The following is a 13,964-nucleotide window of genomic DNA, read 5'->3' on the forward strand; positions in this document are numbered from 1 at the left end:
TAACACGGCGGGAACATCTTGTCTGCCCGAATTGCACGTTCCGCGCTCATTCGATCACACAGTGTGCCGTGAGTCACTCACCAACCACGGCCGCGCCGAGGTGAAGGCAAACGCTTGCGTGACCGGCGCCACCCGCCATAAAGACGGCGTAAATGCGCATCAGGACGGCGTTAACGCGCCGTCAGCCCACCTCCGCGGAGGGACGGAACGGCCGCACAGTTGGCCTCGTCCCTGGTCACCGAAAGCGGTGACCTGTCCTGAGAGGTGCCTAGTGGCCGACTTGCTCTACGCCGTTCTGATGATCGGCATCTTCGTGGTTATCGCGCTGGCGCTGCGTGGCTTGGAGAAGCTGTGAGCGGCGCGGGCACCGTGGCCAACGTCGTCGGCGGACTGCTGGCGCTGGGCCTCCTCGTCTACCTGTTCGTCGCGCTGATCAGGCCGGAGAAATTCTGATGTCCGACACCGCGGCCGGGCTCATCCAGCTCGGTCTCCTCCTCGTCGCCCTCGCCGTGGTTTACAAACCACTCGGCGACTACATGGCGCGCGTCTTCTCCACCGAGAAGCACCTGAAGCTCGAGAAGGGCCTCTACCGGCTCTTCCGCGTCAACCCGGACTCCGAGCAGCGGTGGCCGACCTACGCCGCCGGCGTGCTCGGCTTCTCGTTCGTTTCGGTCGTCCTGCTCTACCTGCTGCAACGGCTGCAGCCGATCCTGCCGTGGAGCCTGGGCCGCGGCTCGGTGAGCCCCGGCGTCGCGTTCAACACGGCGATCTCCTTCGTCACCAACACGAACTGGCAGTCCTACGTCCCCGAGACGACGATGGGCCACTTCGTGCAGATGGCCGGGCTCACCGTGCAGAACTTCCTGTCCGCGGGCGTCGGGCTGGCCGTCGCCATCGCGCTGACCCGCGGGTTCATCCGCTCGCGGACCGACCGGCTCGGCAACTTCTGGGTGGACCTCACGCGCGGCACCGTCCGCGTCCTGCTGCCGATGGCCTTCGTGTTCGCGCTCGTGCTCATCGCCCTCGGCGTGGTGCAGAGCCTCAAGGCGGGCGTCGCCGTCACCAACCCCGACGGCAGCCAGAGCACCATCGCGCTGGCCCCGGCGGCGAGCCAGGAGGCGATCAAGGAGCTCGGCACCAACGGCGGCGGCATCCTCAACGCCAACTCGGCGCACCCGTTCGAGAACCCCAGCGTCTGGACGAACCTGATCGAGCTGTTCCTGATCCTGGTGATCCCGGTCAGCCTGACCCGCACGTTCGGCAAGCTCGTCGGCAAGCCCAAGCAGGGGTACGTCCTGCTCGGCGTGATGAGCCTGCTCTGGGCCGCTTCGCTGGCGATCATCTGGTTCTCCGAGGCCAAGGCGAGCAACCCGGCCGCGCTGGCCGCCGGGGCGAGCATGGAGGGCAAGGAACAGCGGTTCGGCATCTCGAGCACGTCGATCTTCGCCGACACCACGACCGGCACGTCCACGGGCGCGGTCAACGGCGCCCACGACAGCCTGTCCGGGCTCGGCGGCGGCGGTCCGCTGCTCAACATGCTCTACGGCGAGATCTCGCCGGGCGGCGTCGGCACCGGCCTCTACGGCATCCTCGTCATGGCGATCATCGCGATGTTCCTGGCCGGCCTGATGGTCGGGCGGACGCCGGAGTACCTGGGCAAGAAGCTCCGCAAGCGCGAGGTCACCTGCGCGGCGATCTCGATGCTGGCCATGCCGCTGGTCGTGCTCCTGGGCAGCGGCATCGCCCTGATGCTGCCGGACACGGCGGGCGCGCTCGGCAACAGCGGCGCGCACGGGCTGTCCGAAATCCTCTACGGCTACGCCTCGACCGGCAACAACAACGGCAGCGCGTTCGGCGGCCTGACCGCGACGAGCGACTGGTTCCAGTCGTCGTTCGGCGTCGCCATGGCGCTCGGCCGGTTCATCCCGATCGTCGCCGTGCTCTGCCTGGCCGGTTCCCTGGCCGCGCAGCGGAAGGTCCCCGAAACGGCGGGGACGCTGCCCACCACCGGGCCGCTGTTCGCCACCATGCTCACCGGCACGGTGGTGCTCGTCGCGGCCCTCACGTTCATCCCGGCGCTCGCGCTCGGGCCCATCGCGGAGGCACTCGCATGACCGTCACCGAAGAACGACCTCAGGTGACCCACGAAGAGCACACCGGTCGCGTCGGCGCCGGGGTCTTCAGCCCCCGCCAGCTCTGGACGTCGCTGCCCGACGCCTTCAAGAAGCTCAACCCGAAGCACCAGCTCGCCAACCCGGTGATGTTCGTGGTGTGGGTCGGCTCGGCGCTGACCACCGTCTTCGCCGTCACCGACCCGAGCGTCTTCACCATCCTCATCGCGATCTGGCTGTGGTTCACGGTCATCTTCGCGAACCTCGCCGAGGCCGTCGCCGAAGGGCGCGGCAAGGCGCAGGCGGAAAGCCTGCGGCGGTCGAAGAAGGAGACCGTCGCGCGACGCCTCACCGCGAACGGTGACGAGGAGCAGGTCCCCGGCGCCGAACTGCGCGTCGGCGACCTCGTGGTCGTCGAGGCCGGCCAGGTGATCCCGGGTGACGGCGACGTCGTCGAGGGCATCGCGACCGTCGACGAGTCGGCCATCACCGGCGAGTCCGCGCCGGTCATCCGCGAGTCCGGCGGCGACCGCAGCGCCGTCACCGGCGGCACGACCGTGCTGAGCGACCGGGTCGTCGTGAAGATCACGACCAAGCCGGGCGAGTCCTTTGTGGACCGCATGATCGCGTTGGTGGAAGGCGCTTCCCGGCAGAAGACGCCGAACGAGATCGCGCTGACCATCCTGCTGGCCACGCTGACCATCATCTTCCTGCTCGCCGTCGTGGCGCTGCAGCCGATGGCCGGCTACTCCGGGTCCGAGCAGTCGGTGATCGTGCTGACGGCGTTGCTGGTCTGCCTCATCCCGACGACGATCGGCGCGCTGCTGTCCGCCATCGGCATCGCCGGGATGGACCGGCTGGTGCAGCGCAACGTCCTCGCGACGTCCGGGCGCGCGGTCGAGGCCGCGGGCGACGTATCGACGCTGCTGCTCGACAAGACCGGCACCATCACCTTCGGCAACCGCCGGGCCACCGAGCTGATCCCGGTGGGATCGTCCACTCCGGACGACCTCGCCCGCGCGGCCCGGCTGGCGAGCCTCGCCGACGAAACGCCCGAAGGACGCAGCGTCGTCGAGCTGACCGCGGCCCACGCGGGTGACGACGTACACGGCGAGTTCGTGCCGTTCACCGCGCAGACCCGGATGAGCGGGCTCGACGTCGGTGACCGGCGGATCCGCAAGGGTGCGGCGAGTGCCGTGCGCGCGTGGGTGCGTGATAACGGCGGGCAGTTCCCCGACGAGACCGAGCGTGTGGTCGACGAGATCAGCGCCCAGGGCGGCACGCCGCTGGTGGTCGCCGAAGACACCGTGGTGCACGGCGTGATCCGGCTGTCCGACGTCGTCAAGCCGGGCATGAAGGAGCGCTTCAAGGAACTGCGGGCGATGGGCATCAAGACGGTGATGATCACCGGCGACAACCCGCTCACCGCCAAGGCCATCGCGGCGGACGCCGGCGTCGACGACTACCTCGCCGAGGCCAAGCCCGAAGACAAGATGGCGCTCATCAAGAAGGAGCAGGAAGGTGGCCGGCTGGTCGCGATGACCGGCGACGGCACCAACGACGCGCCCGCGCTGGCGCAGTCCGACGTCGGCGTCGCGATGAACACCGGCACGTCGGCCGCGAAGGAGGCCGGCAACATGGTCGACCTCGACAGCGACCCGACGAAGCTGATCGAGATCGTCGAGATCGGCAAGCAGCTGCTGATCACCCGCGGCGCGCTGACGACGTTCAGCGTGGCGAACGACCTCGCGAAGTACTTCGCGATCCTGCCGGCGATGTTCACCGGCATCTTCGCCCAGCTCGGCGCGCTGAACATCATGCACCTGGCCACGCCGAAGTCGGCGATCCTCTCCGCCGTCATCTTCAACGCGCTGATCATCGTCGTGCTCATCCCGCTGGCCCTGCGCGGCGTGCGGTACAAGCCGTCGTCGGCCTCGGCCCTGCTGCGCCGCAACCTGCTCGTCTACGGCCTCGGCGGCATCGTCAGCCCCTTCCTCGGAATCTGGCTGATCGACCTGCTCGTGCGCCTCATCCCTGGAATCGGGTGAACTCGTGAACACTCTCGTCAAGCAGACCTGGGCCGGGCTGCGCGTGCTGATCGTGATGACCGTCCTGCTCGGCGTCCTCTACCCCCTGGCGGTGTGGGCGATCGCCCGCATCCCGGGGCTGGAGGGCCACGCCGAAGGCTCGGTCGTCACGCAGAACGGCCAGGCCGTCGGGTCGTCGCTCATCGGCGTCGACCCGGTGCCCGCCGACCCGGCGAAGGACCGGTGGTTCCACAACCGGCCCTCGGCGCTCTCGAAGGACGCGCTCGGCCCCGGTGACCCGTCGACGTCCGGCGCGTCCAACAAGGGCCCGTACAACGAGGACCTCGTGAAGACCATCGGCGAGCGTCGCGACGCCATCGCGAAGCGGGAAGGCGTGTCACCCGATCAGGTACCGCCGGACGCGGTGACGGCGTCCGGTTCCGGGCTCGACCCGGCGATCAGCGTGGCCTACGCCGACCTCCAGATCGCCCGGGTCGCCCGGGTGACGGGGGTGCCGGCCGACCGCGTGAAGCAGCTCGTCGAAGCGAACACGTCGGGCGCCGGGATCGGTGTCCCCGGGGTGAATGTGCTCCAGCTCAACTTGGCCGTGCAAGGTGCGGCCGGAGGGGCACACTGACAGCGTGACCAGTACGAAGAAGCCGCGCCGGGGAGAGCTGAGGATCTACCTCGGCGCGGCTCCGGGCGTCGGCAAGACCTTCGCCATGCTCGGCGAGGCGCGGCGCCGGCTCGACCGCGGCACCGACGTCGTCGCCGGGCTGGTGGAGACGCACGGCCGCGAGAAGACCGCGGTGCTGCTCGAAGACCTCGAGATCGTGCCGCGCCGCCACGCCGAGCACCGCGGCCGCGCCTTCGAGGAGATGGACCTCGACGCCATCCTCGCCCGCGCGCCCGAGGTCGCCGTCGTCGACGAGCTCGCGCACACCAACGTGCCGGGCTCGCGCAACGCCAAGCGCTGGCAGGACGTCGAGGAGCTCCTGGAGGCCGGCATCGACGTCCTGTCCACGGTCAACGTCCAGCACCTGCAGAGCCTCAACGACGTCGTCGAGCGCATCACCGGCGTCACGCAGCAGGAGACCGTGCCCGACGAGGTCGTCCGCCGCGCCGAGCAGCTCGAGCTGGTCGACATCACGCCCGAGGCGCTGCGGCGGCGGCTCGCGCACGGCAACGTCTACCCGGCCGAGCGGATCGACGCCGCGCTCGGCAACTACTTCCGCCCCGGCAACCTCACCGCGCTGCGCGAGCTGGCCCTGCTCTGGGTGGCCGACCAGGTGGACGTCGCGCTGCAGCGCTACCGCGCCGAGCAGCAGATCACCGACACGTGGGAGACGCGCGAACGCGTCGTCGTCTCCATCACCGGCGGGCCGGAGAGCGAGACGCTGATGCGCCGCGCCAGCCGGATCGCCACCCGCGCCGGCGCCGAGCTGCAGGTCCTCCACATCCTGCGCGGCGACGGCCTGTCCGGGCTCGGCCCCACCGCGATCGCCCGCTGCCGCACCCTGGCCGAGGAGGTCGGCGCGACGTTCCACACCGTCGTCGGCGACGACGTCCCGACCGCGTTGCTGGACTTCGCCCGCGGCGTCAACGCGACCCAGCTGGTGATCGGCACGTCACGCCGTTCGCGCGTGGCGCGGCTGTTCGACGAGGGCATCGGCGCCACCGTGGTCAGCCGGTCCGGGCCCATCGACGTCCACATGGTCACCCACGCCCAAGCCGGCGGCCGGCTGCGCGCCCGGCTCGGCGCGAGCCCGCTGGGGTTCTCCCGGCTGGTCGCGGGCTGGGTGCTGAGCGTCGTGCTGCCGGTGCTGGTGACCGTCGTCGGCCTGTTCGTGCGCACCGGGTTCGACTTCGCCACCGACGTCATCTCCTACGTGCTGGCCACGGTCGTCGTCGCCCTGGTCGGCGGCCTCGGCCCGGCGCTGGTCGCGGCCGTGCTCGGCGCCGGGCTGCTCAACTTCTTCTTCACACCACCGCTCTACACGCTCACCGTGCACACCCCGCAGAACCTCGTGACGCTGATCGCGATGGTCGTGGTCGCGGTGCTCGTCGCGCTGGTCGTCGACCAGGCCGCGCGCCGGGCGACGCAGGCGGCGCGGGCGCGGACCGAGGCGGCGCTGCTCGCCTCCTACGCGCGGACCGTGCTGACCCACGCGAACCCGATCGAGCGGCTGCTGGAGAAGGTCCGCGAGAACTTCGCGCTGACTTCGGTGACGCTGCTGGAGAAGCGCGAGGGCGAGTGGCGCGGCGTCGCGACCGCGGGGGAGCCCCCGTGCGCCGACCCGGACGAGGCCGACGTCGACATCGCCGTCACCGCCGACGTCCACCTCACCCTGCGGGGGCGCGCACTGCCGGCGGCGGACCGGCGAGTGCTGGAAGCCGTGGCCGGGCAGGCGTTGTTGTCCCTGCGGCAGCAGCGCAGCGCCGACGCCGCGGCGAAGGCCGAGCGCAAGGCCGAGGCCACCGAGCTGCGGACGACGTTGCTTTCGGCCGTCGGGCACGACCTGCGGACGCCGTTGACGTCGATCAAGGCGTCCATCGGCAGCCTGCGCGCGCCCGATCTGCAACTGTCCGAAGGGGACACCGCGGAGCTGATGGAGGCCATCGAACTGTCCGCCGACCGGCTGGCCGGGCTGATCGACAACCTCCTGGATTCCTCGCGGCTGGCCACCGGAGCCGTGGTGCCGCACCTGCGTCCGGTCGGCTACGACGAGGTCGTCGCACACGCATTGTCCAATGTGGACGCCTCGGACGCGGTGGTCGTCGCGGTCGACGACCAGCTGCCGTCCGTGCTCGCCGATCCCGGCCTGCTGGAACGGGTGGTGGCGAACGTGCTGGACAACGCACTGCGGCACGGCGGGGGCCGGGTGTCGGCCCGGGCCAGTGCCCACTCCGGCCACGTCGAGCTGCGGATCGTCGACCACGGCAAGGGCCTGCGCAAGGGGACGGCGGACTCGGCGTTCGCGCCGTTCCAGCGGCTCGGCGGCGACCGGGACGCGACGCCGGGGGTCGGGCTCGGGCTGTCGGTGGCGAAGGGGTTCACCGAGGCGATGGGCGGCACGATCCGCGCCGAGGACACCCCGGGCGGCGGGCTCACGATCGTCGTGTCCCTGCCCGCCGAGAGCGTCACGTACAAAGTCGAAGAGGGGGTGCGATGACCGACATCGGGGCCACCGTGCTGGTGGTGGACGACGAACCGCAGATCGTGCGGGCACTGCGGATCAACCTCACCGCGCGCGGCTACAAGGTGATCACCGCGCACGACGGTACGGCCGCGCTCAAGGCCGTCGCCGAGACCAAGCCGGACGTCGTCGTGCTCGACCTCGGCCTGCCCGACCTCGACGGCACCGAGGTGATCGCCGGCCTGCGCGGCTGGACGACGGTCCCGATCATCGTCCTGTCCGCCCGCGGCGACTCGGCCGACAAGGTCCAGGCCCTCGACGCGGGCGCCGACGACTACGTCACCAAGCCGTTCGGCATGGACGAGCTGCTGGCTCGCCTGCGAGCGGCGGTCCGCCGCTCGGCGGTGGCGGGCGCCGACGACGTGGACGCGGTGGTGGACACGGCGTCGTTCAGCATCGACTTGGCGGCCAAGAAGGTCCGCCGCGACGGCCACGAGGTCCACCTGACCAAGACGGAGTGGGGCGTGCTGGAGCTGCTGGTCCGCAACCGCGGCCGGCTGGTCGCGCAGAAGCAGCTGCTGCACGAGGTGTGGGGCCCGTCGTACGAGACGGAGTCCCACTACCTGCGGGTCTACCTGGCCCAGCTGCGGCGCAAGCTGGAGCCGGAGCCGTCGCGCCCGCGCCACCTGCTGACCGAGCCGGGCATGGGCTACCGCTTCGAGGCCTGACGCACGGGGTAACCCACCCGAGTGGCGATGAGATGGGTTCTGGGTGGTGAGCGCATCCCGCGGAAGCTCCTCGTGGGACTGGCGGCGGTGTGGACGTTCGCCGCGGTGATCTCGGCACTACTCGCATTCGGCGGCGACCTGCACGGCTGGGGACGCTGGGTCCAGGTCGTGATGGCGGCGTTTTACCTACTGCTCGCGGTCTACTACTGGTTGCTGTACGCCCACGTCCGCCGGACCGGCCGGCGCGGATGACGACGCCTCGGTCGCGGCGCGGCTGGAAGCGCCGTGCGGTGGGGCTGCTGGTGCTGGCGGCTCTCGGCTACTTCTCCGGCGTGGGGGTCGCTTACGCCTTCGGCAAGGACGACCCGTGGACGCGCGGCGTCATCGGCCTGGGCCCGATCCTCGGCGTCGAAGTCGCGGGAGCACTTACGACGCCGGGACGTGCCCTAGAACCCTTTGAACGCGCCGAAGGCCACCGCCGTGGCGGTGGCCTTCAGGGACTTTGCGCTTACTTGGTCGTCGGCGACGTGCCGGTCGTGCTCACCGACGGCGCGCCCGACGAGCTGCCGCCGCCCCCTGCGGGCGGGGTGCTCGTGTCGGTGGGCGGGTCCGTCCGCGGTGACGTCGTGGTCGGCGGCGTCGTCGGAGTGGTCGTCACCGGCGGTGGGGTCTTCGTCGTCGTCTTGGTCACCGGTGGCGGCGTGCTGCCCGGACCGCCCGGCGGGGGCGTGTACGGGGGCGGCGGGGCCTGGGTGACGACCGTGGTGGTCGTCTTGCCGTCCGGGCTGACCGAGACCACCGTGGTCGGCGCGCTCGACGAGTGCGTGTCCGTCGGCGGCGGCGGGCCGCCGAGGGTGGACGGGCCGCCCGGGGTCGGGGTGCCCGACACCGTCTGGACACCGGCGGGCGAGGTGCCCTGGCCGCCCGGGGCGCCGGTGCCGCCCGCGGTGGTCGCGGGGGCCGGTCCGGCGAGCTCGGCGACGGCCGCGAACGCCGTCGCGACGACCAGCCCGGCCACCCCGAGCACGACGTACCCGGCGCGGTTCGGTTTGCTGCTCTTCGGCGGTGCGGTGGTGTCGATCCTGGTGACGCGTGAGCTCGAATCCGACCCGTCGGGGCGGGGCATAGAGGCTCCTAGAAGATCGGGGTGACTCCAAAACCTGCGGCTCGAGGTCGTCGAACGATCACTGCTTGCCCGAGCGGGGGAACCCGGGAGGACGACCTCGGCGGGGAGATTATCACCGTCAGTGCCGCATTCGCCCAGGTAGGGAGCCTGCGTGATCACTGAGCGCAGTCAAACTGTCCGGAAAGGATGAACGTGTGAGTGAGGGACAAACGAACACCAGGATGACGGCGTGGGTCCGCGGGCGAGTGCAGGGCGTCGGTTTCCGCTGGTGGACGCGCAGCCGGGCGCTCGAGCTCGGTCTCGTCGGCAGTGCCCGCAACATGCCCGACGGTCGTGTCGAGGTCATAGCGGAGGGTGATCGCGACCACTGTGAGCGGCTGTTGACCGCCCTCCGTTCCGGAGAATCACCCGGAAGTGTGGAGACCGTCGTCGAGCGCTGGTCCGACCCGAAAGGGGGGCTCAGCGGCTTCGCCGAGCGGTAGCCCGGGCCTTGGTACTTCCGGGGCGGGTGTGGCGCAGGAGGTTGCCGACGCCGATCACGCTGTGCTAAGGCGCGCCGGAGAGGGGGCGCGTCCGGCGGTCCCGGGACACCCCCAGGTAGCCTGGGACGATTGAAACGCCCGAACCGGCAGCCAGAGGGGTCAGCACCCAGTGCACCTGAAAAGCCTGACGCTCAAGGGCTTCAAGTCCTTCGCCTCGGCCACCACGCTGCGCTTCGAACCGGGCATCACCTGCGTGGTCGGCCCGAACGGCTCCGGCAAGTCGAACGTGCTGGACGCCCTGCGCTGGGTCATGGGCACCCAGGGCGCCAAGGACCTGCGCGGCGGCAAGATGGAGGACGTCATCTTCGCCGGCACCGCGGGCCGCGCCCCGCTCGGCCGCGCCGAGGTCACCCTCACCATCGACAACGCCGACGGCGCCCTGCCGATCGAGTACGGCGAGGTGTCGATCACCCGCCGGATGTTCCGCGACGGCGCCAGCGAGTACGAGATCAACGGCGACCGCTGCCGCCTGATGGACGTCCAGGAGCTGCTCTCGGACTCCGGTATCGGCCGCGAGATGCACGTCATCGTCGGGCAGGGGCAGCTCTCGGCGATCCTCGAGTCCAAGCCAGAAGAGCGCCGCGCCTTCATCGAAGAGGCCGCCGGCGTCCTCAAGCACCGCAAGCGCAAGGAACAGACCCTGCGCAAGCTGGCCAACATGCAGGGCAACCTCGACCGCCTCGGCGACCTCACGACCGAGCTGCGCCGCCAGCTCAAGCCGCTGGGCAAGCAGGCCGAGATCGCCCGCAAGGCCCAGTACGTCCAGTCCGAGCTACGTGACTCCCGGCTGCGCCTGTTCGCCGACGACCTGGTCAGCCAGCGCGGCTCGATCGCGCGGGAAGAGGCCGACGAGAAGGTCGCCCGCCAGCGCCGCGCCGAGGTCGAGCAGACCCTCGAGATCGTCTCCGCCGAGGAGACCGAGCTGGAGTCGTCGCTGGTCGAGGACGCGCCGCTGCTGCAGAGCGCCCAGGAGACCTGGTACAAACTTTCCGCGCTGGCCGAGCGCCTGCGCGGCACCGTGCGGCTGGCGATCGAGCGGCAGCGGCACCTCTCGGCCGACGTCGCCGCGCACACCGGCGGCCGCGACCCCGAAGAGCTGCTCGAAGAAGCCGAGCGCGTCGCCGAGCAGGAGGAAGAGCTCAACGAGGCCGTCATGGAGGCCCGGGAGCTGCTCGCCCAGACCGTGCTGCGGCGCGAAGACCTCGAACAGCGCGTCCAGGCCGCCGAGCGCGCGCACTGGGCCGCCGTCCGCGCCATCGCCGACCGCCGCGAGGGCATGGCCAAGCTGACCGGCCAGGTCGAGGCGCTGCGCAGCAAGAACGGCGCCACCACCGACGAGATCGACCGGCTCAGCGTCTCCATCGAAGAGTCCGCCGAGCGCGCCGAACTCGCCAACGAAGAGCTCGAAGAGGCCAAGGCCGAGGGCGGCGTCGAGGAGTCCGACGACTCCGGCCTGATGGCCCACCACGACCGCGCGGTCGAGGCCAACAACGCGGCCAAGGCGCGCGTCGAAGAGCTGGTCAAGGCCGAACGCGCCGCCGAGCGCGAGATCGCGTCGGAAAAGGCCCGCGTCGAGGCGCTGTCCATGGGGCTCAAGCGCAAGGACGGCGCGGGCGCGCTGCTCGGCGCGTCCCACGAGCTGCCGGGCCTGCTCGGCTCGGTCGCCGCGCTGCTGACCGTCGAGCCCGGCCACGAGGTCGCGCTGGCCGCGGCGCTCGGCCCGGTGGCCGACGCGGTCGCCGTCAACGGCGGCGAAGACGCCATGCGCGCCCTGAAGTACTTGAAGGACACGGACTCCGGCCGCGCGGGCATCGTGCTCGGCGCGCCCGAGTCCACTGTGGACGTCTACTCCTGGCCCGCGCTGCCGGAAGGCGCGCGCTGGGCCCGCGAGGTCGTCTCCGCGCCGGCCCAGCTGCGGCCCGCCGTCGAGCAGGCGCTCGACAAACTCGCCCTGGTCCGCGACCTCGAGTCGGCCCGGCACCTGGTCGCCGCGCACCCGGACGTCCGCGCGGTCACCGCCGAGGGTGACGTCTTCGGCGCCCGCTGGGCGATCGGCGGCTCCGGCGCCCGCGAGAGCGTGATCGAGGTCCAGGCCGCCGTCGACGAGGCCGCGGTCCGGCTGCGCACGGCCGAACGCCAGGTGGAGCAGTACACGGCCGAGCTGGAAGGCGCCCGCGCCGAGCAGCAGGCCCGCCGCGAAGAGGTCTCCCAGGCCAAGGACGCCCTCGGCGACGCCAAGGTGCGCAAGGCCCGCTCGTCGGAGCGGCTCAACCGGCTGCAGCAGGCCGCCCGCTCCGCGCAGGCCGAGGTCGAACGCCTCACCGGGCAGCGCGCGAAGGTCGAGCACAGCCGCATCCAGGCGCTGGCCCAGCTCGCCGAGCTGGAGGAACGCCTCGCCGCCGTCGCCGAGCAGCCCGTCGAGGACGACCCGGACACCGCCGAGCGCGACCAGGCCGTCGAAGAGCTGGCCGTCGTCCGGCAGGAGGAGATGGAGGCGCGGCTCGCGCAGCGCACCGCCGAGGAGCGGGCGCGCGGCATCGCGGGCCGGGCCGAAGGCCTCCGCCGCGCCGCCCACGCCGAGCAGCAGGCCCGGGAACGCGCCGAGCGTGCCGCCGCGGCCCGCAAGCACGGCGCGCGGATCGCCGACGCCGTCGTCGACGGCGGCGAGATCGCGCTCGAACGCATCGAGCGCTCGGTCCAGCGCGCGGCCACCGAACGTGACCAGGTCCAGTCCCGGCGTCAAAGCCGCGAATCCGCGCTGACCGGCGTCCGTGCCAAGGTCCGCGAGCTGACCGGCGAGCTGGAGAAGCTGACCGACGCCGTCCACCGCGACGAAGTCCAGCGCGCCGAGCAGCGGCTGCGGCTGGAGACCCTGGAAGCCAAGATCGCCGAGGACTTCGGCATCGGCCTCGCCGACCTGGTCCAGGAGTACGGCCCGGACGTCCCGGTGCCGCCGAGCGCGGGCGAGATGGCCGAGTACGAGGCGGCCAAGGAGCGCGGCGAGGACGTCACCCCGCCGCCGCCGATGCCCTTCGACCGCGACACCCAGGCCCGCCGCGCCAAGCGCGCCGAGAAGGACCTTTCCCTGCTGGGCAAGGTGAACCCGCTCGCGCTGGAGGAGTTCGCGGCGCTGGAGGAGCGGTACAAGTTCCTCTCCACGCAGCTCGAGGACCTCCGGGACACCCGCAAGGACCTCGAGGCCGTGATCAAGCAGGTCGACGAGAAGATCCTCGAGGTCTTCGCCGGCGCCTACGCGGACGTGGCCCGCGAGTTCGAGACGGTGTTCAGCGTGCTCTTCCCCGGCGGCGAGGGCCGGATGGTCCTCACCCAGCCGGACGACCTGCTCGCCACCGGCGTCGACGTCGAAGCGCGCCCGCCGGGCAAGAAGGTCAAGCGGCTGTCGCTGCTGTCGGGTGGCGAGAAGTCGCTGGTCGCGGTGGGCATGCTGGTCGCGATCTTCCGCGCCCGCCCCTCACCCTTCTACGTCATGGACGAGGTCGAGGCGGCGCTGGACGACACCAACATGCGCCGGCTGATCGGCCTGCTGGAGCAGCTGCGCGACTCGTCCCAGCTGATCATCATCACCCACCAGAAGCCGACGATGGAGATCGCCGACGCGCTCTACGGCGTGAGTATGCAGGGCGACGGCATCACGAAGGTGATCTCGCAGCGCCTCCGCACGGCGGACGACGAACCGGTCGCGGTCGGCTGACGCTCGCCCCCAACGCCCCCCATGTGGCGTTGGGTGCGTCAGACGCCCCCAACGCCACAGTGGAGCGCTTGTCAGCCGGCCACCCAGAAGGCGTAGTCGGCCGTGTAGTGGACCGCGGTCTGCGCGCCCGCCGTGCACGTTCCGGCCGGCGCGACGCCGCCGGTGGTGTTCAGGCGCTGGACGTAGGTGACCTTGCCGAAGACGCCGTCGCCCGCGTTCAGGTTCGCCTTGAGCAGCAGCTCCGGGATCGCGCCCGTGCGCGGGGAGGTCGCCGCGGCCGCCGCGCCGACCGTGCTGCCGTCCACAGTGGACGTCCAGACCGGACCCTTGCTGTGCAAGGCCACCGTGCGGCCGTGTTTGGACAGTGTCGCCGCGGGCTGGATCAGCGTCCACGCGCCGTCGGTGCAGCCGTAGATCTGGACGCCCTCGCCGAAGTACGTGGCGAGGGGCCGGTTGCCCGCGGGAACCTTGACCGCGTCCGGCGCCTTCGGGGCCGCCGTCGCGGCCGAAGCCGTCGCCGCGCCGCCGAGTGCCAGCGAGCCGACCGCGAGCGCAACCAAAATCCGTTTCATGTTCCCACC

The 13,964-nt window shown here is 71.3% G+C and carries 11 protein-coding genes; 10 read left to right on the forward strand and 1 reads right to left on the reverse strand.

The genetic code is table 11. The features are described from left to right. Positions 1-351 precede the first annotated feature (351 nt). The 10 genes from kdpF to smc all read left to right on the forward strand — a co-directional run bounded on the left by kdpF (position 352) and on the right by smc (position 13,383). The gene (gene kdpF, locus ACLJQZ_RS34865) at positions 352-453 is read left to right on the forward strand and encodes a K(+)-transporting ATPase subunit F (RefSeq protein ID WP_247062298.1); all 102 of its coding nucleotides are present in this window, start codon (positions 352-354) and stop codon (positions 451-453) included. Beyond that, a complete protein-coding gene (kdpA, locus tag ACLJQZ_RS34870; RefSeq protein ID WP_410624255.1) occupies positions 453-2,114 on the forward strand; it encodes a potassium-transporting ATPase subunit KdpA in 1,662 nt (553 codons plus the stop codon). The genes kdpF and kdpA overlap by 1 nt, the downstream gene beginning before the upstream one ends. Next, positions 2,111-4,159 (forward strand): potassium-transporting ATPase subunit KdpB, encoded by a 2,049-nt coding sequence (gene kdpB, locus ACLJQZ_RS34875; RefSeq protein ID WP_247062300.1) that lies wholly within the window; start codon positions 2,111-2,113, stop codon positions 4,157-4,159. Before kdpA ends, kdpB begins: the two co-directional genes overlap by 4 nt. Before the next feature lie 4 nt (positions 4,160-4,163). Further along, positions 4,164-4,775 carry a potassium-transporting ATPase subunit C gene (locus tag ACLJQZ_RS34880; RefSeq protein WP_410624258.1) on the forward strand — a complete coding sequence of 204 codons (612 nt, stop codon included), beginning with the start codon at positions 4,164-4,166 and terminating at the stop codon, positions 4,773-4,775. Positions 4,776-4,779: 4 nt separating this feature from the next. After that, positions 4,780-7,311 (forward strand): DUF4118 domain-containing protein, encoded by a 2,532-nt coding sequence (locus ACLJQZ_RS34885; RefSeq protein WP_410624259.1) that lies wholly within the window; start codon positions 4,780-4,782, stop codon positions 7,309-7,311. Continuing rightward, positions 7,308-8,003, forward strand: coding sequence for a response regulator (locus tag ACLJQZ_RS34890; RefSeq protein WP_247062303.1), 696 nt, complete (start codon positions 7,308-7,310; stop codon positions 8,001-8,003). The genes ACLJQZ_RS34885 and ACLJQZ_RS34890 overlap by 4 nt, the downstream gene beginning before the upstream one ends. 27 nt (positions 8,004-8,030) lie before the next feature. Next, a complete protein-coding gene (locus ACLJQZ_RS34895) occupies positions 8,031-8,255 on the forward strand; it encodes a hypothetical protein (protein ID WP_410624261.1) in 225 nt (74 codons plus the stop codon). Further along, entirely contained in the window at positions 8,252-9,154 is a 903-nt protein-coding gene (locus ACLJQZ_RS34900) for a hypothetical protein (protein WP_410624263.1), read from the forward strand. The genes ACLJQZ_RS34895 and ACLJQZ_RS34900 overlap by 4 nt, the downstream gene beginning before the upstream one ends. Before the next feature lie 196 nt (positions 9,155-9,350). Next, positions 9,351-9,611, forward strand: a complete 261-nt coding sequence (locus ACLJQZ_RS34905) for an acylphosphatase (protein WP_410624313.1) — start codon at positions 9,351-9,353, stop codon at positions 9,609-9,611. 169 nt (positions 9,612-9,780) lie between these two features. Further along, on the forward strand, positions 9,781-13,383 hold the full coding sequence (smc, locus tag ACLJQZ_RS34910; RefSeq protein WP_410624265.1) for a chromosome segregation protein SMC: 3,603 nt from the start codon (positions 9,781-9,783) through the stop codon (positions 13,381-13,383). Between the two features lie 71 nt (positions 13,384-13,454). Here the strand turns inward: smc and ACLJQZ_RS34915 are convergent, their stop codons facing one another. Then, positions 13,455-13,955 carry a DUF3455 domain-containing protein gene (locus ACLJQZ_RS34915; protein WP_410624267.1) on the reverse strand — a complete coding sequence of 167 codons (501 nt, stop codon included), beginning with the start codon at positions 13,953-13,955 and terminating at the stop codon, positions 13,455-13,457. Positions 13,956-13,964 lie beyond the last annotated feature (9 nt).

Source organism: Amycolatopsis sp. cmx-8-4 (genome assembly GCF_046548675.1).
GTDB lineage: Bacteria > Actinomycetota > Actinomycetes > Mycobacteriales > Pseudonocardiaceae > Amycolatopsis.